This is a genomic window from Erwinia rhapontici (assembly GCF_020683125.1).
Lineage (GTDB): Bacteria > Pseudomonadota > Gammaproteobacteria > Enterobacterales > Enterobacteriaceae > Erwinia > Erwinia rhapontici.
This window is the reverse complement of sequence record NZ_CP085627.1, coordinates 325482-348628: the sequence shown is the minus strand read 5'-3', so window position 1 is coordinate 348628 and position 23147 is coordinate 325482. Positions and strand designations below refer to the sequence as shown.

The following is a 23147-nucleotide window of genomic DNA, read 5'->3' as shown; positions in this document are numbered from 1 at the left end:
CGCCACGGCAGGATAGTGCAACGTACAAGGTTGTGGGTCGGGCATGCATCGCCACACCGGGATAGCGCCGGATATCGTAGGGGTCGGGCATGCCCGACCCGCACCTTACAATCCTTTCTTTAGCAAAAACTGATACGGCAGAACATCGGTGTTCTGAGCCACCAGCGTATGCTCCATAAAACGGCAGAAACCAGGGATATCGCGCGTGGTGGCCGGGTCATCAGCGATAATCAACAGGGTTTCACCGTCTTGCATATGGCGCACAGTCTTGCGCACCATCATCACCGGTTCCGGGCAGCGCAGGCCCAGCGCATCAAGGGTCTGGTCGGGATTGGCGAAAAGGTCGCTCATGATATTCTCAGTCATTATGTTACGGACGCGTCTATTTTAGCGCCAGTCGGTGCGTGTGCAAGGATTGCCTGCAACGATAACGTTTGCGTTAAAATTAACCATTGCATTAGCAGGTCAAAGCGGTAATATGCCGCGAATTCGCCTGAGCGAAACACAGACAAATTTTCATGGGTTCCCTCACCCCAATCTAAAAAGGCTGACAACAATGATCGCTTTTTCTACGCGCCAGCGCACCCACGCGCTGGTCTGGCTGTCCCTTTTCCATTTGCTGGTGATCACCTCCAGTAACTATCTGGTGCAGCTGCCGGTGGCAATTTTTGGTTTGCACACCACCTGGGGCGCGTTCAGCTTCCCATTTATCTTCCTGGCGACTGACCTGACGGTACGGATTTTCGGTGCCCCACTGGCACGACGCATTATCCTTGCCGTGATGATCCCGGCGCTGTTTATCTCCTACACCATCTCCGCACTGTTTTATCAGGGCGAATGGCAGGGCTTCGCAGCGCTGGAAGAGATGAATCTGTTTGTTGCCCGCATCGCCTGCGCCAGCTTTATGGCCTATGCGCTCGGCCAGATCCTCGATATCCACGTGTTCAATCGCCTGCGCCAGAAAGCCGCCTGGTGGATGGCCCCGGCGGCGGCGATGTTCCTCGGCAATATCAGCGATACCCTCGCTTTCTTCTTTATTGCCTTCTATAAAAGTCCTGACCTGTTTATGGCCACCCACTGGGTGGAGATCGCCCTGGTGGATTACAGTTTCAAAGTGCTTATCTGTATGGTGTTCTTCCTGCCGGCTTACGGCGTGCTGCTGAATGCCGCGCTGAAACGATTAGCAGAGAAATCCAATAGCACCCGCGTCAACTTCGGTTAATCTGAGGTTTGAACTCAGGCCGTTATATACCCCAAGTCATTCGAGCCGCAGCCAACACCGCTGCAGCGTGAAGTACGACGGGTATAAGTTGCTTTTGAAGGCTGAATACGATTGTATAAGCACCTGATCTCTACGCGACCAATGTGAAAGGAACCCTGATGCGTAACTTACTGAAATATGCCGGAATCGCGCTGCTGGTAGCTGGACTGGCTGCCTGTGATGGCAAGAAAGATGAGAAAGCTGCCGCCGATGACAATGGCGTCAGCAGCAGTCAGTCCAATCAGAATGTCACTCTGATGGATGGCAAACTGAGTTTCACCCTGCCGGCAGGCATGTCTGACAAGAGCGGTAAGCTCGGCACTCAGGCAAACAATATGCACGTCTATGCGGATGAGTCAGGGCAGAAAGCGATCATCGTGATTGATGGTGAGAGCACGAACGAAGGGCTTGATGTGCTGGCAGGTCGTCTTGAAGCGCAGCAGCGTAACCGTGATGCACAGCTTCAGGTCGTGACCAACAAAGCGATTACCGTGAAAGGCCAGCAGTTACAGCAGCTGGACACCGTGATCTCTGCCAATAACCAGTCTTCATGGTCTTCTGTGGTTCTGGGTAAAGTCGATGGCAAGTTGCTGACACTGCAGATCACGCTGCCTGCGGAAAACCAGCAGCAGGCACAAACCGAAGCCGAAAGCATTATCAGCACCATTCAGCTGAAATAATCTGATGGCGTAAAAAAAGCCCCCCACACCTCTGGTGCGGGGGGCTTTTTATTGGCTCTTACAGCCCCGCGTGTTCGCGAATATACTTACGCGCTTTTACCGCATACTCAAATGGGTTAGCCAGAGCAGGATCCTGCTCCGCTTCCACCACCATCCAGCCTTTGTAGCCGAAATCGTCGAGAATTTTAAACACCGGATCGAAATCAATCACGCCATCACCCGGAACGGTGAAGGTGCCTTTCTTCACGCCATCAAGGAATGACAACTTCTGGCTTTTCACCTGCGCCACAACCTCATCACGCACGTCTTTTAAGTGCACGTGATTAATGCGCGGCAGGTATTTCGTCAGGATGGCCAGCATGGCTTCCTGGGATCCCTCAGAGTAGTAAGCGTGGCCGGTATCGAACAGCAGATAAACATCATCGTTAGTCTCGGTCATAAAGCGATCCACCTCGGCAGTGGTCTGAATACCGGTGCCCATATGATGATGCAGACCCACGGTCATGCCCTTCTCAGCCGCCAGTTTCGCCAGCTCGTTATAGCCTTCCACCGTCAGACGCCACTGTTCATCGGTAAAGTGAGGTTTCTCTTCCAGCACGGCTTTAGTGGTGCCCTGGATGCTCAGACTCTGCTCTGAACAGCCAATCACTTTTGCCCCCATCGCATGCAGGAAATCACGATGGTTGATGAATTCATCAATAGTTTTCGCTTTATCGCCGTTAGCAAAGAAGGTGCTGAACCAGGCATTGACGATCTCGATACCACGGATGTCCAGCATCGGCTTCAGCACGGCCGGATCGCGCGGGTACTTACTGCCCACTTCACTGCCGGTAAAACCTGCCAGCGCCATTTCACTGACGATCTGCTGGAAGGTATTCTCACTACCCAACTCAGGCATGTCATCGTTGGTCCAGCCGATCGGTGCAATAGCCAGTTTGACGTTATCTTTATTCATGGTGTTACCTCAAAGGTTCACCGGGCGGCCATTGCCGCCCCGCTTTATTTTCTCAGCAGCTCACGCTCGATCAGTTCGCGTGTTTCCACTGCCTGACGATTCATTTTTTCCGGGTAACCGAACAGTGAAGAGGCAATAATTGACTCACCACCGACTTTGAACGTGCGGTTAGCAAAGTCCATATCACGCAGCGTCTGGAACAGCGTCTGGAAATCGACTTCCCCTTCGCCCACACCCACGTGCTGGTGAATCGTGGCATCAACGCCAGGCGGGTTCACAATATAGCGGCAGTGTTTGGTGTGGTTCATGGTGTCCGCGATCAGCACGTGCGACAAGTCGACACCGGAATATTCCAGCATGCTTTTCACATCCCCTTTCCCTTTGTCGTAGAAGAAGGTGTGCGGCACGCTGTAGAGATACTTGACGTTCTCACTGCGGAACGATTTCACCATGTCGGCGGTTTCATTGCTCTCTTCGCAGAAATCCCACGGATGAGACTGGATTTCGATGCGGATGCCTTCACGTTCGACGATAGGCAACAGCTCTTCCATCGAACGATAGAACATCTCTTCACAGATTTCAGGTTCGTTCGGGTTACCAGAAAGCTCGGTATTAATCACCTGCACACCGGTTTCAACCGCGATCTCAATCATGCGTTTCCAGTTTCTGACGGCGGCCTGACGGCGCGCTTCGTCCGGACCGGACCAGCGGTACACAACGATATAAGAGGAGATTTCCAGCCCGGTCTCACGCAGCGCGTTTTTGTACTCGGTGATGATTTCACGGCTGGCTTTTGGATGTTTATAGAACGGGTTGATCTGCGGATGCGGGGACTGCTCAATATATTTGTAGCCCCAGTCAGCCACCTGGTGAACCATTTTTGTGATGCCTAAATCTCGAATGACATCAACATCAAAGGCAATTTTCATCAGACTCTCCGTGATAAATCAGTACGCTGTTTTACGGTGATCCCCCGCCATGTCGACGGGGGTTAAGCGCGTCCGGCTTATAACCTGGCGATCAGTTATTGTAGAAAGCCGGGCGCTGCGGCAGTTCCACCGGCTCAATCGCACCGCTTTCCTGCGCTTTCAGGCAGGCATCGGCAGCGACAGAAGCAGCATAGCCGTCCCAGGCGGATGGCCCGGTCAGCTTGCCTGCGGTGGCGTCGTTAATAAATGCCTGTAATTCAACATCATAGGCATCAATGAAACGGTCTTTCCAGTCGGTCAGGATAGACGTAGACAGTTTGGCGTCTTTACGCATTTGTACGGCGGACGGCTCTGGCAGTTTGGCGATACCTTCTTCACCCACCACTTCACACTGAATGTCATAACCGTAAGCACAGTTCACGAAGATCTCCACGTCGATGCGAATGCCCTTACGGGTTTCAAACAGCACCACCTGAGGATCACGCAGTTTAGCGTGGGTTTTCGACGTGGAACGCGGGAACACCACCTGTACCGATTTGTAATCATCTTCGGTCAGCCAGCGCAGCACATCCAGCTCGTGGATCAGCGTATTGGTGATCGCCATATCGGTGGTATAGCTTTCCGGCACGGTGGGGTTACGGTGCGCGCAGTGCAGCATCAGCGGCTCACCGATTTCGCCTTTAGTGATCACCTCTTTCAGCGCACGATAGCCGCTATCGTAGGGGCGCATAAAGCCAACCTGCACCAGACGTTTACCAAATTTGATTTCGGCATCAACGATGCGACGGCAACCTTCCGCGCTCATCGCCAGTGGCTTTTCGCAGAATACCGGCTTACCGGCTTCAATCGCCGCCAGGGTGAACTCTTCGTGAGTCGGGTCCCAGGAGGTCACCAGTAGCGCATCAACATTCGGTGATTTCACCACGTCATGGCCGTTGGCAAACACTTCAGCTTCAATACCAATGCGTGCCAGGGCCGCTTTGGCACCCTCTACGTTGATATCCGAAACCGCCACCACCTGCGCGCCCTGCAGTACTTTACTGCAACGACGGATATGTTCCTGGCCGATAGCGCCCGTTCCGATTACACCTAATTTTAATGTCATGACAGGTCCTTACATGTAGGGGGATAAGAGCGGGCGAAATAAAAATGCCCGTTAAATAAACAACAAATGTTTATACCCAAAATAATTCTCGCTGCAGGAAGGCGGCAAGCCTGCGAATCCCCAGGAGCATAGATAACTATGTGACTGGGGTGAACAGGCGCAGCCAACGCACCTGCAGCGTGAAGAATGAAGGGTATAATTAATATTCACGCGCCTGGTCGATATGTTCGTTCAGCATCTGGGCCACGGCGTCTACGCGCTCTGATGTGGACACCTGGGCACCGCCTACGCGCCACCAGCTGAAGTATTTGTGGATCATGGTTTTTGGCAGAACTTTAATATCAATCAGCGTTGATACCGTCTGTTTCTGCGCATCAATCAGCGCCGCCTGCAACTGCTCCAGGGTGGTGACGCGATAGGTTTTACAGCCGTAGCCACCGGCGATAGCGGCGAAGTCGACCGGCACAAATCCGCCGTTCAGTTTGCCGCCGTCGGCATTACGGAAACGGAACTCGGTAGTGAAGCTATCCATACCGTGCTCCATCTGCAGGTTGTTAATACAACCGTTAGTCATGTTATCCAGCAGGATCACGTTGATCTTCGCGCCTTCCTGGATCGAGGTCACCAGCTCGGAGTGCAGCATCATAAAGGAGCCATCACCCACCATCGTGAAGACCTCACGGTGCGGTTCGGCCAGCTTAACGCCCAGTGAAGCGCTGACCTCGTAGCCCATACAGGAATAGCCATACTCGACGTGATAGCTGTTGTAATCTTTGGTGCGCCACATACGTTGCAGGTCGCCCGGCAGACTGCCCGCTGCCGCGACAATCACTGAATCCTTTGGGAGGCGCTCATTGAGCGTACCCAGTACGCTGCTCTGAGTCAGGAAGGAGCCAGTCAGACGGTTAAACTCAGCCCATACCGCTTCGCGATCCATATGATCATCAATTTCCGGCACATAATCGGTGCCGCTGTAGACGGAAGAATAAACACGCTGGGTTTCTTTCAGCAGTTTGCTCTGCGCCTGTGAGACTTTTTCGCCCCAGCCATTGCTGAAGCCGGTTGCCGCCAGACGGCTGTCGAGTGCGGTCAGGGCTTCCTGCGCATCAGCCACCACCTGAACAGCATCCAGCTTGTAGGCATCAAAGTTGCTGACGTTAATGTTGACGTAGCTGACGTCCGGATTCTGGAAAATCCATTTCGAGGCGGTAGTGAAGTCGGTGTAACGTGTACCGATACCAATCACCAGGTCCGCTTCTTTTGCCAGCAGGTTAGCCGCCAGGCAGCCTGTTTCGCCCACACCGCCAACGTTCAGCGGATGGTCAGAAACGATGGTGCCTTTGCCCGCCTGGGTTTCAGCGAAGGGAATGTTGTAGCGTTCAGCAAAGGCGCGCAATGCATCACCCGCGCCGGAGTATTTCACCCCGCCGCCACAGATGATCATCGGTTTTTTCTTACCGGCAATCAGTGCGATTGCATCAGCCAGCTGGCCTTCGGTGGGCAGGCGACGCTCCAGACGGTGGACGCGTTTCTGGAAGAAGTAGTCAGGGAAGTCATAGGCTTCACCCTGCACATCCTGCGGCAGTGAGATCGTAACCGCACCCGTGTCGGCCGGATCGGTCAACACACGCATGGCATTAATACAGGCGGTCATCAGCTGCTCCGGACGGCTGACGCGGTCCCAGTATTTGCTGACAGCGCGGAAAGCATCATTGGTGCTGATGCTCAGATCGTGACTTTGCTCAATCTGTTGCAGAACCGGGTCCGGCTGGCGGGTGGCAAACACATCACCAGGCAGCAGCAGCAAAGGAATACGGTTGGCGGTCGCGGTCGCGGCGGCTGTCACCATGTTCGCGGCACCCGGACCGACGGATGAGGTACAGGCGATAATTTCGCGGCGCAGTTTCTGTTTGGCAAAACCGATGGCCGCATGCGCCATGCCCTGCTCATTACGACCCTGGTAGACCACCAGATCGCCGCTATCCTGTTCCAGCGCCTGGCCTAAGCCCAGTACGTTACCGTGGCCGAAGATAGCGAAAATACCTTTAACAAATTTGGTTTCAACGCCGTCTACCGACAGATACTGGTTGTCCAGGAATCTGACCAGAGCCTGTGCTGTGGTTAATCTGATCTTGCCCATTTGCTCTTCCTTTCAGTATCGGTGGCCACATCATAAGGTCCACCGAGGTTCGCATTTGTGGTCGCCTTGGGATCAAAACGGCGACAGCTATAAGTGAAACGTGAGCCGATTATAAACAAATATTTTTTTCACTAAACACAATTACAGAAGAAACATTTCATTTTGCGAGTGAGATCAAATTCTGCGGTGCAACGGGGGTAAATGGGGTGATTTACATCGGGTAAATGAAACGATAACAATACCTTTACTTCCAAAAGAGAAAAATCGTTTCACTTCAATATGTTCCCTGATGCGCGTTAAGAAAGTTGAGAGGCCGCTCACATCTCTGTAATGCCGTGAAACGCCACTGCCCCACCGGGTAGCGAAATCCACGATGCAAGAGTTTTAACCTCCTCACACTTTTGGGGCAATAATTTCATTTCATATTGAATTTGGAATTTTTATTCCTCATACTTCGCTACATGTTAGATCCGGATGTGATCGGGCTGATGGCTCCGATCTGCTGGAAACGCTCAACAGCATCGGCACTACCCACAATCATTGACGTGGCAGTTAAACGGCAAGGAGGCAGGGTAAAAAACAGAGGAAACAACAGGTATGAGTACACAACAGAAGCCGCTCGATGTGATTTGTATCGGGCGCATCGCTGTCGACCTTTATGGCCAGCAAATCGGTGCGCGCCTTGAAGATGAGACCTCCTTTGCAAAGTATCTTGGTGGCTCCTCTGGCAATGTTGCCTATGGCACAGCGATTCAGGGTCTGAAATCTGCCATGCTGGCACGTGTCGGTGATGAACACATGGGCCGCTTCCTGCGCGAAGAGTTACAACGCGTGGGCTGTGATACCCAGAGCCTGATTACGGATAAAACCCGCCTGACCGGCCTGGTGATCCTCGGGATCAAAGATCAGGAAACCTTCCCGCTGGTGTTCTACCGCGATAACTGCGCCGATATGGGCCTGGTCCCGGATGATATCCAGGAAGATTACATCGCCTCATCGCGTGCCGTTGCCGTAACCGGTACGCACCTGTCACATCCTGATACCCGCGCCGCCGTGCTGAAAGCGCTGGATATTGCACGTCGTCATGGTCTGCGTACCGCACTGGACATCGACTACCGTCCGGTTCTGTGGGGCCTGACCTCACTGGGCGATGGCGAAACCCGCTTTGTGGAATCCGAGCGTGTCACGCAGCAATTGCAGGAAGTGCTGCACTATTTCGATCTGGTGGTGGGAACAGAAGAAGAGTTCCACATTGCGGGTGGCAGCACCGACAGCCTGACTGCGCTAAAAAATGTGCGTAAAGCAACAAAAGCCACGCTGGTGTGCAAACGTGGCCCGCTGGGTTGTGTGGTCTTTGAAGGCGAAATCCCGGACAGCTGGGAACAGACCAAACTGCAAACCGGCGTGCGCGTTGACGTGCTGAACGTACTCGGTGCAGGCGATGCCTTTATGTCTGGCCTGCTGCGCGGCTGGCTCAACGATGAAAGCTGGGAGCAGGCCTGCCGTTACGCGAATGCCTGCGGCGCGCTGGTTGTTTCCCGCCACGGCTGCGCCCCGGCCATGCCGACTAAAGAAGAGCTGGACGACTTCCTGAGCCGTGACAAAGACGTGAAACGTCCGGATCTCGACAGCCGCCTCAACCACCTGCACCGCGTGACCACCCGTAAGCAGCAGTGGAACGAACTGAACATTTTTGCCTTTGACCACCGTAAACAGCTTGCCGATATGGCAGCAGAAGCGGGCGTCAGTGATGCACGTATTCCCGACCTGAAGCTGCTGCTGTTACAGGGCGCGCAGGCTGCGGCGAAAGAAGCCGGTCTGGACGATGGCCGCTGCGGTATCCTGGCAGACACCACTTATGGTCAGCCCGCGCTAAATGCCATCACCGGTAAAGGCTGGTGGATTGGTCGCCCTATCGAATTACCCAGCTCACGTCCGCTGCGTCTGGAACACGGCAACATCGGTTCCCAGCTGATCGACTGGCCGCAGGAGCACGTGGTCAAATGTCTGACCTTCTATCATCCGAAAGACAGCGCAGAGATGCGTCAGGAACAGGATGCGCTGATCCTCGATGTGTGGAACGGCTGTAACAAGTCTGGTCATGAGCTGCTGCTGGAAGTGATCCTGCCGGAGAGCAACCCGGATAAAGATGAGAAATATTATCTGGAGATCCTCACCCATTTCTACAGCCTGGGCATTCAGCCTGACTGGTGGAAGCTGCCTCCGCTGTCACACGCCAGCTGGGAAGCCATCAGCGCGCTGATTGAAAAGCACGATCCACACTGCCGTGGCATTCTGCTGCTGGGCCTGGATGCACCGGAAGCTGAACTGAAAGCAGGCTTTGCTGCCGCCGCGAAATCACCGTGGGTGAAAGGCTTTGCCGTGGGTCGCACCATCTTCGGCCAGCCATCACGTCAGTGGTTGCAGGGTGAGCTGGATGATGCCGCACTGATTGATAAGGTAAAAAGTAACTACCTGACGCTGATCGGCTACTGGCGTGAGGCGCGTCCGGCGAAATAAAACGCCGTACAGCCGTCCGTATATGTACGGTACGGCCATAAGGGTGACCTGGTACAGGGTCACCCTTTTTTTTTGAAACGAATTTATTATTTTGCGCGGCGCACGCAGAAGGTTACGATTTTGTGAACTGATTCCCAACCCTGATGAAATAGAAGCCGCTGCTTTCGTCATCAAGTGAAATTTTTTGTTCATCTGGTAGAATAACGCACAGAAGAACACTATTTTACTTTTTGCGAGCCGTTAATGACTAATAATCCGACCCAACTTTCTCTGTTGCAGGACGATATCCGTCGCCGCTACGACACTCTCAGTAAACGCCTGAAGCAGGTGGCTCGCTATATTCTTGATAACAGCAACAGCATCGCCTTTGATACCGTTGCCTCTATCGCTCAGCAGGCTGATGTCCCGCCCTCTACGCTTATCCGCTTCTCAAATGCCTTTGGGTTTAGTGGTTTCAATGAAATGAAGCAGGTGTTCCGCCAGCATCTGATGGAAGAGACGGTCAACTACACCGAACGCGCACGTTTGTTCCGCCAGACCGCCACCGATGAAACGGCCAGCGCCCCGGAAAGCCCGGCTGAAATCCTCAATGTGTTCACCATGGTCAACTCGCAGGCGCTGCAACAGTTGGCGATGCAGGTCAATCCTGAGCAGCTGGAAAAAGCGGTGAAGATGCTGGATGAGGCTGACAACATTTACGTTATCGGTTTACGCCGTTCATTCAGCGTGGCGTCCTATCTGACTTACGCTCTGCGTCATCTGGAGCGCCGCGCGTTTCTGATCGACGGCCTGGGCGGTATGTTTGCTGAGCAGCTGAGCATGGTGAACCCGAAAGACGTGGTGATTGCCATCAGTTACTCACCGTATGCACGCGAAGCCGTTGAGCTGGTGGAGCTGGGTGCAAAACGTGGCGCACATCAGATCGCGATTACTGACAGCCAGGTCAGCCCACTCGCCGCCTTCAGTGATGTCTGTTTTGTGGTGCGTGAAGCGCAGGTGGATGGTTTCCGTTCCCAGGTCGCCTCGCTGTGCCTGGCCCAGACGCTGGCCGTGTCGCTGGCACTGACCAACGTCGACCCGAATAAACCCCGCCCATAAAAAAACGGGTAGCCTGTGAGGGCCACCCGTTTTATCGCTCGTTTTAACATCAACCTTTTATTGCGCCATCGGGCGAGCCATGCCCCGCCCCTACGTCAATGACGGTTTCGTAGGGGGCAGGCATGCCTGACCCCGCAACGATCGTCCATGCGGGATTATCCTTTGCGGGGATACTCATCGCTGTTCACCCAGGCATGATCTTTCTCCCAGGTAAATTTCCACAGACGCACCGGCCCGGCCATCACGTTCAGGTAATAGTTGTCATAACCTGCAACGGTCGACATCGGATGATAACCACGCGGAACGGTAACCACATCCTGATTGTAAGGCGCCATACAGACATCCAGCGAACGGTCGTCGGTATAAACACGCTGCATCGCGAAACCGCGATCCGGGTTGAAACGATGGTAATACGTTTCTTCCAGGTAGGTTTCATCAGGTGAATCTTCCTGATCGTGTTTATGGCTTGGGTACGAACTGGTATTCCCTTCGTCGGTATACACTTCCACCACCAGCAAGCTGTCCGCTGGCTTATCGTCAGGCAGAATGTTGTGTACCAGGCGTTTGTTATTCCCTTTACCACGCTGCTCAACACCGACATCTTCAGGCGCGATCAGACGTGCAGGCAGTTTGCCTTCCGTCGCCGGTGCACTGCACACCGCCAGCTCAAGGTCAGACTCTGCCACCACGACAACCTGTTCGTTGTGCGGAACATACACAGAGTAAGGGGGAGTGCGTTCAAACGGTGACATACGTTTGCCGATGTTCGGGAACTCAGCCTGACGGGTTTTCACGGAGGCAAGCCCTGCAACCAGCACCAGGCACAGCTCTTTGCTGCCGCTCTCAAGCGTCAGCGTCTGGCCCTTCTTCAACTGATATGCATCAAAACCAACATAGCGCCAGCCAGCGCTTTCCGGGGTGACGTGCTGGATACGGCCCTGCGCATCCGGCTGTTTTACTTTGGATAGCAATGACATACAGCCTCTCTGTTCACAGGGGCGAGGCGCACCTCGCCCATATTTAATTATCCCAGCGTAGGCATGCTGAACTCAGATACGGTTTTCTGACCGCTCGGCCAGCGTACGGTGGCCGTTTTCATGCGGGTGTAGAAGCGCACACCGTCCGGCCCGTGCACATTCAGTGCCCCAAACACGGAGCGTTTCCAGCCGCCGAAGCTGTGGAAGGCCATGGGTACCGGAACCGGTACGTTAACGCCAACCATGCCCGCCTGCACTTCACGTACGAAGTCGCGACCGGTATGACCATTGCTGGTGAAGATGGCGCTGCCGTTACCGAATTCGTGGCTGTTCACCAGGTCAAGTGCCGTTTTGTAGTCAGGCGCACGCACGATGCTCAGTACGGGTCCGAAGATCTCTTCACGCCAGATCACCATATCCGTGGTGACGTTATCGAACAGCGTACCGCCAACGTAGTAGCCATCAGGATTGCCTTCCACCTGAATACCACGACCATCAACCACCAGTTTCGCGCCTTCTGCTTCACCTTTGTCGATGTAGCCCAGCACTTTCTTCTGGTGCGCAGCAGAAACAACCGGCCCCATTTCGTTTTCGTCTTTGCCTTTGTGAATGCCAGGGCCAACGCGCAGGGCTTTCACCAGCGGAGTCAGTGCAGCAATCAGTTTGTCTGCGGTGTCGTCGCCCACAGCAACCACAACCGGCAGTGCCATGCAACGTTCACCGGCGGAGCCGAACGCGCCGCCCATGATGGCATTGACCGTCGCATCCAGATCGGCATCCGGCATCACGATAGCGTGGTTTTTCGCTGCGCCGAAGGCCTGCACACGTTTACCGTGGGCGCTGGCGGTGGTGTAGATGTGCTCGGCCACACCGGATGAACCGACGAAGCTCACCGCCTGAACGCGTGGATCTTTGTACAACTGCTCAGCATTTTCGTTCGAGCTGTGGATCACGTTGAACACGCCATCCGGCAGGCCGGCTTCGGTCAGCAGTTCAGCCATACGTACGGACGCTGACGGGTCAAGTGCCGGTGGCTTCAGCACGAAGGTATTACCGCAAGCCAGCGCAATCGGGAACATCCACAGTGGCACCATCGCCGGGAAGTTGAACGGGGTGATACCGGCCACAACGCCCAGTGGCTGCATCAGCGAGTAACTGTCAACGCCAGTACCAACATCAGCAGAGTTCTCACCTTTGATCAGGTGCGGGATACCGCAGGCAAACTCCACCACTTCCAGACCACGGGTCAGTTCACCCAGCGCATCTGACCAGACTTTACCGTGCTCACTGACGATCAACTCGGCCAGCTCATCACGATGCTCTTCCATCAGTGCTTTAAAGTTAAACAGAATACGGGCGCGGCGCAGTGGAGAAGTACGTGACCAGCTATCGAATGCTTCGTGTGCAACGGCAATCGCATTGGCGACTTCATCACTGGTGCTCTGCGTCAGTTCGCGCACCGGCTTACCGGTTGCCGGATCGTAAATCGGAATGGTTTCGTTGCTGGCGCTGAAAGACGTTTTACCGCCAATAAAGTTTCCTACGATAGTCATGTGCTGGCCTCTTTGAAGTATGAGTTTCCCTCGCAGGCAGTCTGACGTCATACCGCTGCCTTGCCGGGCAAAACTTTGATTCGTGTTGAGACAGTATAATATTGAAATAAATTTTTCAAATATTTCACTTTAGAAAATTCGTTTTTAGCGGCCTGGATCGCATTTTTCAGGGGTAGAGCCCCGGCCATTTCACCCCGGGAATGGACACGGGTAAAAAAAGCCCTCAGCTCAGGCGGTGCGCGGAGCAGTCGTTTCAGGACAACGGTCACATAACGCCACGTTTGGCCCCACTAAAACGCCAGGATTACTCTGTATTTATGCTGGTTTTATCCGGTGTTGAGTGAAATTTTGCGAGACGGATCTAAAAATTTAAATTTCATTATTCACTATATATGAAATAAATGTTCTCTTATGGCCTGTGCATGACCACCGACCAGCCTCGGCGTTAACAAAAATGGCTGGCGGTACGCCCTGACGTGTCGGGTGGCAGAAAGGCAACCCTTGCCATGCCGCTTGAACGCATGACAGGGATGAACTTTTTACCTTCCTACCCTACTCAACAGGAGCCACACGATGGCTATCGATCCAACCCGTTTTTGTATTAACCGTAAAATTGCACCTGCCCTCAGCATCGAGGCATTTTTCCAACTAGTGCAAAAGCTGGGCCTGCATAAAGTTGAACTGCGTAACGATATGAAAGGCGGCAGCGTCACAGACAACCTGAGCCACCAGCAGGTTCGCGATCTGGCAGAAAAGTATGGCCTGGACATTGTCACCATCAACGCACTGTATCCGTTTAACCAGATCAGTGATGACCTGCTGGCCCGTGCCGAAAGTCTGCTGAAAGACGCACAGGGCATTGGGGCGAAAGCGCTGGTCATGTGCCCACTTAATGACGGCACAAAAATTTCAGCCGAAGACACGCAGAAGGCACTGAGCACGCTGGCCCCGTTGTTTGCGCGCTACGGCGTGGAAGGCCTGGTTGAGCCACTGGGCTTCCCGGTGAGTTCACTGCGCTCCGCAGGCCAGGCACAGCAGTTGATTCAACAGGCGGGGGTGCCGTTCAAAATGGTGCTGGATACCTTCCACCACCATCTGTATGAAGGCGCTGAGCAGGACTTTGCCAACGGCATTGATGTGAACCAGATTGGCCTGGTGCATCTGTCTGGTGTCATCGATGGCCGCCCGGTGAACGAGCTGACTGATGAAGAGCGTCTGATGCTGAGTGAGGATGACCTGCTGAAAAGCGTCTGGCAGGTGCAGCGCCTTGAAGAACGGGGCTACACAGGTGTTTACGCCTTCGAGCCATTTGCTTCAGTAATGGATAACTGGAGTGCGGCGGATATCGAACGTGAGATCCGCCAGAGCATTGCATTGTTGCAGAATTAATCAACGGGAGCCGCATTGACAGCGGGCGAGGCATGCCTCGGCCCTACGGGATCCCACGCTGTCGTAGGGGTCGGGCATGCCCGACCCGACAGGCGGCAAATATCTTCATCTTATCTGTGTCATTTGACAACGACCCCTTCGGGGGTCGCTTTTTTCAGCCGCAACGTGGCCACCATCGCCAGACAAACCAGCAGCCCACTCAGCAGATAGATAATCGGCACACCCGCGTAGCTCATCACCAGGCCTGCCAGCGGTCCGGTAATGCCCAGCGCCAGATCCATAAACGCCGTATAGGTTGCCAGCGCACTGCCCTGATTTTGTGGCGGCACCACTTTTACCGCCACCACGCCAATCGCCGGGAACACCAGTGAGAACCCGGCTCCGGTCAGCAACGCACCGACACGAGCCAGCCACGGGTCCCACGCCCCCCAGACCATAAACAGGCCGATGGCTTCCACCGCAAAACAGACCAGCGCCACATTCAAACCGCCGTGGCGGGCAATGGCATTGGGAAACAGCAGCCGGGTACACACAAAGGCCACGCTGAACAGCGTCAGCGCAAAGGCCGCGCCATCCCAGCCTTTATCCTGATAAAACAGCGTGATAAAGGTCGCAATAACGCCAAAACCCACCGATCCCATTGCCAGCAGCAGGCCAAAACTCCAGATGCGGCCGAGCACCGCGCGGAATGGCAGTGGCTTGCCTTTACTGCTTTTCACCGGGGCTCGTGGTAACGCCAGAAGAATACCCACCAGCGCAATCGCCGTGATAATCCCTGCCAGCAGCATCAGGCCGCCCCAGTGATAAATAGCCACACCAAGCGGTGCGCCAATCGCCATCGCCCCGTAGGTGAAAATCCCGTTCCAGGAGATCACCCGGCCAATATGCAGCGATCCCACCACCCCAACCCCCCACAAGGTTGAGCCGGTCCCGGCAAAGCTCTGTCCAACGCCAAGTATCAGCCGGCCTGCACACAGCAGCAGCAGGCTCAGCAACGGCAGCCCACTGTTCAACGCCGCCAGCAGGTAGCAAATCCCGCTGATAAAGCAGCCGCACAGGCCAACAATCACCACTTTTTTCGGGCCCCACAGGTCGGCATAGCGCCCGGCATGGGGACGACTCAACAGCGTGGTGAAGTATTGCAGGCTGATCACCAGCCCCGCCCAGAAGGCGCTGTAGCCCATCACATCGTGGACATAGCCAGGCAGCACAGCCAGAGGTAAACCGATGGTCATATAGCTGGCGAAATTGAACATCACTACGGAGAAAATACGCAGATTTAAGCGAAAGCCACTTAGCGATATGGCTCCGACGGGCTGCTCAGACATGAAAATCCTGCTCGCAGGGAAAAATGGATGAAATGCCACTATACGCGAAATAGCAGAACCGGTAGCTAGCGCTGGCGTCTTTCTTCCGCCATAAATCCGTCATACAGCCTCCCTATACTTCCCCGCACAAAGTCCCAAAGAGGATAACAAGATGACCTGTTCCCCCACTTCCGTCACGCTGGAAGGCATCCACTATGCCTTCGGCACGCAGACGGTGCTCAACCATCTCGATCTTCATATCGAGGCGGGTAGCATTGTCGCCCTGCTTGGCCCCTCCGGCTGCGGCAAAAGTACCCTTCTGAAACTGCTGGCTGGATTGCTGCAACCGCAGCAGGGCACGCTGCAATTTGGCGAACGCCTGATTGCCAGCCCGGGCCACTGCCTGCCCCCTGAACAACGCGATATCGGTATGGTTTTTCAGGATTACGCCCTGTGGCCGCATATGAGCGTGGCGCAGAACGTTGCCTTTCCCCTGCTGATGCGCCGGGTGGCTGCGCGCGAACGCGACGAGCGGGTGATGGCCGCCCTGCAACGCGTTGGTCTGGCGGATTTCGTCGGGCGTAAACCCGCCGATCTCTCCGGGGGGCAGCAGCAGCGCGTAGCGCTGGCGCGGGCGATTATCGCGGAACCGAAGATTCTGCTGTTCGATGAACCGCTCTCCAATCTTGATCGCGATTTACGTGAATCTCTGTGTCGCGAGATGGCCAGTCTGTTGCGCCAGCTCGGTACGACCGCCGTGTATGTCACCCACGATCGCAGCGAAGCCGAAATGCTGGCTGACCGTATCGTCTGGCTGTCTGCCGGGTCCGTTTCTGCACTTCAAACCGTTACGTCACTCTCTGGGGAACTCGCATGACCTTGTTAAACTCGATGAAAAAAGGAGCACTTTTCGCGATGCTGTTATCTTCCGGCATGATAATGAATGACGCACAGGCGCTGACGGTTTACACCGCCGGGCCGGGATCGCTGGCGAAAAGCCTCGCGGCGGGCTTTGAGAAACAGAGCGGCGTGAAGGTCAATATTTTCCAGGCCACCACCGGCAAGGTCATGGCACGACTGGAGGCCGAACAGGCGAATCCTCAGGCCGACATCCTGATCTCCGCCTCCTGGGATACGGCCGAAGAGCTTGAGAAGCGTGAATGGCTGCTGCCCTATCAAAGCCCGAATGCCGAAAAGGTGCCCGCCGCGTTCAAAACCGATGCGTATGTGGCACAGGGCATTTCAGCGCTGGGGATTGTCTGGAATACCAAAAGCGGCACCCCGGAGCCGAAAGAGTGGAACGACCTGACCAGTGCAGCCTTTAAAGACCGCGTAACCACCCCCGATCCCTCGCTCTCCGGTGCCTCGCTTGACCTGCTTATCGGCCTGCAAAACAGCATGGGCGACCGGGCCTGGCAGCTGTTCAGTCAGTTGAAGATGAACGGGATGGTGATTGCCGGGCCTAACGCTCAGGCGCTGACCCCGGTGTTACAGGGCGCAAAAGCCGCCGTCTTTGGCGCAGTGGATTACGTTTCCTATAACAGCATTCAGGAGGGTGAAGCGATCAAAGTGATCTTCCCGGCCAGCGGTACGGTGGTGGCACCACGTCCGATGATGATCCTGAAAAGTACGCAGCACGCGGCGGATGCCAAAGCCTTTATCGACTATGTGCTGTCGGAAGAGGGGCAACAGAAAGTGGCCGATGCCTGGTTAATGCCCGCACGTTCTGACGTCGGCGCAAAACGCCCACTGCTCAGTGACCTGAACATTCTGCCAGCCCAAAGCGGCGGTAACGCCGACCGTGGCTCCGTTCTGCAACGCTTTGGCACACTGTTCAGCCATCCTTAATTCTCCCCGGGCGGCGCCTCTGCGTCGCCCCGCAGGAACCCACAATGACCTCTCGTTTACTTCCGCTGCTGACCGTGGCGCTGCTGCTTATTCTGGTCGCCCTGCCGCTGTTGTTTATTCTGCTACAGGCGCTGTTTCCCGCGCTGGCACAGGGATCGCTGGCCGGTGCCTTTACCCCGATCCCGACGCTGCTGGCCGATCCGCAGTTGCCCGCGCTACTCAGCGGTACGCTGAAAACCGGCCTGAGCGTAGCGTTGCTCAGTGCGCTGGTCGGCATTCCTCTCGGCACGCTGCGCGGGCTGTTTCATTTGCCGCTGGCGCGTATCTGGGATCTGCTGCTGCTGATCCCGTTCCTGACTCCACCCTATATTTCTGCCCTCAGCTGGATGCTGGCGCTGCAACATAACGGCTATCTGTATCAGGCGATCGGTCTCGATCTCAACGATCTACTGTTCAGTCAGGGCGGCATTACGCTGGTGATGACGCTGAATATTTTCCCGGTGGTCTACTTTGCCGTATCGCGCAGTCTGCTGGCGAGCGGACAGCAGCTGGCCATCGTGGCACGGGTACATGGCGCCAGCGCATGGCGGGCTTTCTGGCACATTACCCTACCCATGCTGCTGCCTGCGCTGGCCGCCGGCATCCTGCTGGCCTTTACTCTGGCGATTGAGGAGTATGGCGTTCCCGCCGCGCTCGGTTCACGTGCGGGGGTTGTGATGTTGACCGTTGGTATTGAGGAGCGCCTGGCAGACTGGCCGATCGACCTGCCGGGATCGTCGCTGCTCTCCATGCTGCTGGTGATGGTGGCGCTGGCGGCGTTCGCTTTGCAGAAGAAGCTGGTCGGCAACAAAGATGTCACCAGTATTAACGGCAAGCCCGCGCAGAACAGCGGCATTTCGCTCGGTGCCTGGCGCGCACCGGTGCTGCTGCTGTTTTGCCTGATGGCGTTACTGATGGTGGTGCTCCCGATGAGCTCCATGCTGCTGACGTCACTGCTTTCCACGCTATCCGGCGGGATGCATCTCAGCAATCTGACGCTACGCCATTTCGCGGCGCTGTTTGCGCTACAGGGTGATGCCCTGACGGCGCTCTCCACCAGCCTCGGCCTGGCGCTCGGCGCGGCAGTGATCACCGGGTTGTTAGGGTTTCTGGCGGCCTGGCTGGTGGTGGTACGGCGTATTCGCGGTGCTGCGCTGATCGATGCGTTGTCTCTGCTCCCGGCCGCGCTGCCGGGCGTGGTGGTCGGCGTTGGGCTGATCCTGCTATGGAATCAGCCGTTCTGGCCGCTGACACCCTATAACAGCTGGCCGATCCTGTTGCTCTCCTACTGTTGCCTGCTGCTGCCCTGGCCGGTGCGCTATGTCAGCAGCGCGCTCAAACAACTGGGCAGCAACCTGGAGCCGGCAGCGCGTGTGCACGGCGCCAGCGCCTGGGCAGCATTGCGCCATATCGTGCTGCCGCTGGTGTTCCCCAGCCTGCTGGCCGCAATGCTGATGGTGTTTGCCATCGCCTCGCGCGAGCTGGTGACGTCGCTGCTGCTGGCCCCGGCGGGCACCCAAACGGTATCGGTCTTTATCTGGCGTCAGTTCGAGCAGGGTTCCGTGGGTCAGGGAATGGCGATGGCCAGCATTGCGATGGGCACCGGGCTGGCGTTGATGCTCACTGCGTTGGCGATCCTGCAACGACGCGAGCGCGGATAAATCCGGGTCGGGCGTGCCCGACCCCTACGAAACATCCACGTGCCCGACCCCGACCCAACACCTGCATACCTTTCCATTGTCACCGGGTCGGGCGTGCCCGACCCCTACAAAACACCCGCGTGCCCGACCCCGACCCAACACCTGCATACCTTTCCATTGTCACCGGGTCGGGCGTGCCCGCCCCCTACAAAACACCCGCGTGCCCGACCCCGACAAAACTTCATTGCCGTAGGGGCGAGGCATGCCTCGCCCGTTGCCAACGGAAAAACACGACCATTCCTAAAGTGAATGGCTGTCGCGCCAGAGCCGCTACACTTGCTGCGCATATTGTCAAAACGGAGACGCAATGAAGTCATTGCCGCAGGAGAAGATCGGGCAAAATATTTTGCTAAAACTGGCTACGCTGGTGGTAATTCTGGGCGGCATCAAGCTGTCGGCAGAGATCGTGGTGCCGTTCCTGATGGCGCTGTTTTTCGCCATCGTGCTGAACCCGCTGGTGAGCTGGCTGATGCGGCGAAAAATGCGCCGTGGTGTTGCTATCAGCCTGGTCGTGGTGGTGGTGCTGATTGGGCTGGCGCTGCTGATCGCCATGATTGCCGGGTCATTGCAGGAGTTTGGCGAAGTCTACCCACAGCTTCAGGCGCAGGCGGAGCAAAAACTGGCCCTGGTGCAACACGTTGCCGCCCGTTTTCATATCATGATTTCCCCTGAGTCGCTGGCACAGCGGCTGGACCCGAATGCAGTGATGGATGTCGCCACCACCATGCTGGGGCAGTTTTCCGGGGCAATGGCGCAGATCGTTCTGGTGATGATGACGGTGATTTTTATGCTGTTTGAGGTTCATCATCTGCCGTACAAGCTACGTTACGCGCTGGTCAATCCGCAGATCCGTATTGCCGGCATGCATAAGGCGCTGAAGGGGGTCACCCACTATCTGGCACTGAAAACGCTGATCAGTCTGGCAACGGGTGTGCTGGTCTGGCTGGCGCTGCTGGCCCTGGGGGTGAAGTTCGCGCTGCTGTGGGGTGTGGTCGCTTTCGTGCTGAACTTTGTGCCGAATATCGGGCCCGTGATTGCCGGTATTCCCCCCGTGTTGCAGGCGCTGTTGCTGAACACGCCGCTGGAAGCCGGGCTGGTCGCGGCACTGTTTATCGCCATTCATATGCTGCTGGGCAATCTGCTGGAACCCAGAGTGATGGGACGCGGGCTGGGGCTGTCGAGTCTGGTGGTGTTCTTGTCGCTGATATTCTGGGGCTGGCTGCTCGGCCCGGTGGGAATGCTACTCTCTGTCCCACTGACCAGCGTCTGTAAAATTCTGATGGAAACCACCCCCGGCGGCGGCAAGCTGGCGATCCTGTTGGGGAATGGGCGCAAATCAATTTAATCCTCACGGGTCGGGCATGCCCGACCCCTACAAAAACCCTACTGGCCGATATGCCAATCCGTGTTATTCGATAAACAATCGGTCATACACATGCTGTAAATGGCGTTCCATGCAGGCCCGTGCCTGAACGGCATCCCGGGCGATGATGGCCCGGGCAATGTCTTCATGATCCTGGTTCATCTCACGCGGGAAATCGCTCTCCGCGTAGTGGCTCTCCAGACGCACAAAGCGCGAGCTTTTACGTTTGTTCCACAGATATTCCATCATATCGCGCAGCACTTCATTCCCGGTCATCTCGGCGATCAGCAAATGGAAACGCTTATCTTCCCGCAGGAATTTCTCATCATTAACGTGTAACTGGATGAGGTCCTGGGTGATCTCCTGCAATTCGGCACGCTGATCGTCACTGCCGTTGCGCGCCGCCAGTTCAGCCGTCATCGCTTCATAGACTTGACGAGCCTGGATCAGCGCCTTCAGGCTGAACTCCTCTTCAACCAGTGTATCTTCGCTTTGCGGCAGCGGATTCATCACGTAAACGCCATTGCCGGTGCGAATTTCCACCCAGCCGGTAATCTCCAGAGCAATCAGGGCCTCACGAATCGACGAACGACTGACGCCCAGCTGCTTCGCTAACTCACGCTCCGGCGGCAAAATGGCACCGGCGGGAAACTGTCCCTTTTTAATGCAGCCAATCAGCAGGTTAGAAATCTGCCGGTAAAGGCGTTCGACTTTCAGTGTTGGTAATTCCATACCCGTTCCAGGCGGCAAAGATGATGGCAGAGCTTATCACAAGGCCCCACAGCCGGGCGAGGCATGCCTCGCCCCTACGGTGTATCCGGCATCACCACCTGATCCCGTATTGGGAAAAATGCTCATGCTGCGATCGCGATCACGGAACCCACAGGCCCTTCGCATTTATGCTCTGGTCCAGCGGCCTGACCACTGGGCCAGACAATGTAACCTGTGACTTTCTGATAAGAAAACGGCCGTTGAGCCGTACAAGGAACACCGATGACGGTTTCAGCCTTTGAATCACCCTTACAAAAATCCAGCCGCCTCAAACGGATACAGACCGTTTCGCTGACGCTGCTGTTCCTCGCCGGGATCATTAACTTCCTCGATCGCGGATCGTTATCGATCGCTAATGCCGCGATCCGCAACGATCTTGGCCTGTCGGCCACCGAGTTTGGCGTGCTGCTCTCGGCATTTTCTCTCTCTTACGGTATTTCCCAGTTGCCCAGCGGCCTGCTGCTGGACCGCTTCGGCCCGCGTATCGTGCTGGGCGGCGGCCTGCTGTTCTGGTCGGTGATGCAGGCGATGGCTGGTGCAGTCAACAGTTTCAGCCACTTCATTATGCTGCGTATTGGTCTGGGGATAGGCGAAGCGCCGTTTATGCCGAGCGGCGTTAAAGTCGTCAACGACTGGTTTAATGCTCGTGAACGTGGCCTGCCGATGGGGATCTTTAACTCCTCCACTACCTTTGGTCAGGCGTTCGCCCCGCCGATCCTCGTGGCGCTGATGCTGGCCTTCGGCTGGCGCATGATGTTTGTGATTATCGGTGTGGCCGGGGTGGCGATTGCTCTCTGCTGGTATGCCTGGTATCGCAACCGCGACCGTTTTGCCCTGACGCCGGAGGAGCAGCAGTACCTCGATCAAGGCTCCATGCCGTCACAGAAAACCCGCGTATCGCTGAAAGAGTGGGGCGCGTTGTTTAAGAAGCGCACCGTATGGGGAATGATCCTCGGCTTCAGCGGCGTGAACTACACCGGCTGGCTGTATCTCTCGTGGCTGCCGGGTTATTTACAGGCCGAGCGCGGTCTGAGCCTGACCAGCACTGGCTGGGTCGCCGCCATTCCCTTTCTGTTTGGTTCGATAGGGATGCTGGTGAATGGCACCGTTGCTGACCGTCTGGCACGCCGTGGCTATGCGCTGGCGAAAACCCGCAAGGCGCTCATCTGCCTGGGCCTGGTCTGTTCCGCTGCCTGTACCCTGTTAGTGGTGCAATCCACCTCAACCGCCATGGCCGTCGGTTTTATCAGTCTGGCGCTGTTCTTTGTGCATTTTGCCGGGACGTCCGCCTGGGGGCTGGTACAGGTCATGGCACCGTCACGCATGGTGGCCTCGGTCAGCAGTATTCAAAACTTCGGTAGCTTTATCTGTGCCTCATTCGCCCCGATTGTCACCGGCTGGGTAGTCGATACCACCGGTTCGTTCAATATGGCGCTGGTGATCTGCTCCTGCGTGACCTTCGCAGGCGCACTGGCTTATTTCTTTATCGTGAAAGATCCGATTGCGGATTAA

General features: G+C 55.9%; 19 protein-coding genes. 10 read left to right on the top strand and 9 right to left on the bottom strand.

All coding sequences use genetic code 11. The annotated features are described in order from the left end of the window. Positions 1 to 105: 105 nt before the first annotated feature. Entirely contained in the window at positions 106 to 351 is a 246-nt protein-coding gene (gene tusA, locus LJN55_RS01470) for a sulfurtransferase TusA (RefSeq protein ID WP_133844261.1), read from the bottom strand. A gap of 205 nt (positions 352 to 556) precedes the next feature. Here tusA and LJN55_RS01465 point away from each other — a divergent pair, with 205 nt between their 5' ends. Next, positions 557 to 1222 (top strand): 7-cyano-7-deazaguanine/7-aminomethyl-7-deazaguanine transporter, encoded by a 666-nt coding sequence (locus LJN55_RS01465; protein ID WP_133844263.1) that lies wholly within the window; start codon positions 557 to 559, stop codon positions 1220 to 1222. A 158-nt stretch (positions 1223 to 1380) separates the two neighbouring features. Continuing rightward, a complete protein-coding gene (locus tag LJN55_RS01460) occupies positions 1381 to 1941 on the top strand; it encodes a DcrB family lipoprotein (RefSeq protein ID WP_200642604.1) in 561 nt (186 codons plus the stop codon). Positions 1942 to 1999: 58 nt separating this feature from the next. On the opposite strand, the gene iolE is transcribed toward LJN55_RS01460, so the two are convergent. The 4 genes from iolE to iolD form a co-directional block, all read right to left on the bottom strand. Then, positions 2000 to 2896 (bottom strand): myo-inosose-2 dehydratase, encoded by an 897-nt coding sequence (gene iolE, locus LJN55_RS01455; protein WP_227535564.1) that lies wholly within the window; start codon positions 2894 to 2896, stop codon positions 2000 to 2002. 44 nt (positions 2897 to 2940) lie between these two features. Continuing rightward, a complete protein-coding gene (locus LJN55_RS01450; RefSeq protein WP_133844269.1) occupies positions 2941 to 3825 on the bottom strand; it encodes a sugar phosphate isomerase/epimerase family protein in 885 nt (294 codons plus the stop codon). Between the two features lie 91 nt (positions 3826 to 3916). Continuing rightward, positions 3917 to 4930, bottom strand: coding sequence for a Gfo/Idh/MocA family protein (locus LJN55_RS01445; protein ID WP_167864248.1), 1014 nt, complete (start codon positions 4928 to 4930; stop codon positions 3917 to 3919). A 199-nt stretch (positions 4931 to 5129) separates the two neighbouring features. After that, positions 5130 to 7070, bottom strand: a complete 1941-nt coding sequence (gene iolD, locus LJN55_RS01440) for a 3D-(3,5/4)-trihydroxycyclohexane-1,2-dione acylhydrolase (decyclizing) (RefSeq protein ID WP_159337803.1) — start codon at positions 7068 to 7070, stop codon at positions 5130 to 5132. Between the two features lie 597 nt (positions 7071 to 7667). Between iolD and LJN55_RS01435 the strand changes: the two genes are divergently transcribed. Both LJN55_RS01435 and LJN55_RS01430 read left to right on the top strand, forming a co-directional pair. Further along, positions 7668 to 9590: a bifunctional 5-dehydro-2-deoxygluconokinase/5-dehydro-2-deoxyphosphogluconate aldolase gene (locus LJN55_RS01435; RefSeq protein WP_227535563.1), complete on the top strand. Its 1923-nt coding sequence runs from the start codon at positions 7668 to 7670 to the stop codon at positions 9588 to 9590. A gap of 243 nt (positions 9591 to 9833) precedes the next feature. Then, positions 9834 to 10688 (top strand): MurR/RpiR family transcriptional regulator, encoded by an 855-nt coding sequence (locus tag LJN55_RS01430; RefSeq protein WP_159337799.1) that lies wholly within the window; start codon positions 9834 to 9836, stop codon positions 10686 to 10688. A 155-nt stretch (positions 10689 to 10843) separates the two neighbouring features. On the opposite strand, the gene iolB is transcribed toward LJN55_RS01430, so the two are convergent. Together iolB and LJN55_RS01420 are read right to left on the bottom strand one after the other, a co-directional pair. Continuing rightward, complete coding sequence (gene iolB, locus LJN55_RS01425; RefSeq protein WP_133844279.1) at positions 10844 to 11665, bottom strand: 5-deoxy-glucuronate isomerase; 822 nt, start codon at positions 11663 to 11665, stop codon at positions 10844 to 10846. A 47-nt stretch (positions 11666 to 11712) separates the two neighbouring features. Beyond that, the gene (locus tag LJN55_RS01420; protein WP_133844282.1) at positions 11713 to 13218 is read right to left on the bottom strand and encodes a CoA-acylating methylmalonate-semialdehyde dehydrogenase; all 1506 of its coding nucleotides are present in this window, start codon (positions 13216 to 13218) and stop codon (positions 11713 to 11715) included. Between the two features lie 573 nt (positions 13219 to 13791). Here LJN55_RS01420 and LJN55_RS01415 point away from each other — a divergent pair. Continuing rightward, a complete protein-coding gene (locus LJN55_RS01415) occupies positions 13792 to 14607 on the top strand; it encodes a TIM barrel protein (protein WP_133844285.1) in 816 nt (271 codons plus the stop codon). A 119-nt stretch (positions 14608 to 14726) separates the two neighbouring features. Here LJN55_RS01415 and LJN55_RS01410 read toward each other — a convergent pair whose 3' ends face one another. Next, positions 14727 to 15935: an MFS transporter gene (locus LJN55_RS01410; RefSeq protein ID WP_227535562.1), complete on the bottom strand. Its 1209-nt coding sequence runs from the start codon at positions 15933 to 15935 to the stop codon at positions 14727 to 14729. Between the two features lie 151 nt (positions 15936 to 16086). On the opposite strand from LJN55_RS01410, the gene LJN55_RS01405 reads away from it, so the two are divergent. The 4 genes from LJN55_RS01405 (at position 16087) to LJN55_RS01390 (ending at position 20846) form a co-directional block, all read left to right on the top strand. After that, positions 16087 to 16791, top strand: coding sequence for an ABC transporter ATP-binding protein (locus LJN55_RS01405; protein ID WP_227535561.1), 705 nt, complete (start codon positions 16087 to 16089; stop codon positions 16789 to 16791). After that, positions 16788 to 17762: an ABC transporter substrate-binding protein gene (locus tag LJN55_RS01400; RefSeq protein ID WP_133844292.1), complete on the top strand. Its 975-nt coding sequence runs from the start codon at positions 16788 to 16790 to the stop codon at positions 17760 to 17762. The genes LJN55_RS01405 and LJN55_RS01400 overlap by 4 nt, the downstream gene beginning before the upstream one ends. A 44-nt stretch (positions 17763 to 17806) precedes the next feature. Next, positions 17807 to 19462, top strand: a complete 1656-nt coding sequence (locus LJN55_RS01395) for an ABC transporter permease (protein WP_133844294.1) — start codon at positions 17807 to 17809, stop codon at positions 19460 to 19462. A gap of 346 nt (positions 19463 to 19808) precedes the next feature. Then, positions 19809 to 20846: an AI-2E family transporter gene (locus tag LJN55_RS01390; RefSeq protein WP_133844297.1), complete on the top strand. Its 1038-nt coding sequence runs from the start codon at positions 19809 to 19811 to the stop codon at positions 20844 to 20846. A gap of 63 nt (positions 20847 to 20909) precedes the next feature. On the opposite strand, the gene LJN55_RS01385 is transcribed toward LJN55_RS01390, so the two are convergent. Continuing rightward, a complete protein-coding gene (locus LJN55_RS01385; protein WP_212815782.1) occupies positions 20910 to 21596 on the bottom strand; it encodes a FadR/GntR family transcriptional regulator in 687 nt (228 codons plus the stop codon). Positions 21597 to 21857: 261 nt separating this feature from the next. Here LJN55_RS01385 and LJN55_RS01380 point away from each other — a divergent pair, with 261 nt between their 5' ends. Further along, positions 21858 to 23147 carry an MFS transporter gene (locus LJN55_RS01380; RefSeq protein ID WP_133844301.1) on the top strand — a complete coding sequence of 430 codons (1290 nt, stop codon included), beginning with the start codon at positions 21858 to 21860 and terminating at the stop codon, positions 23145 to 23147.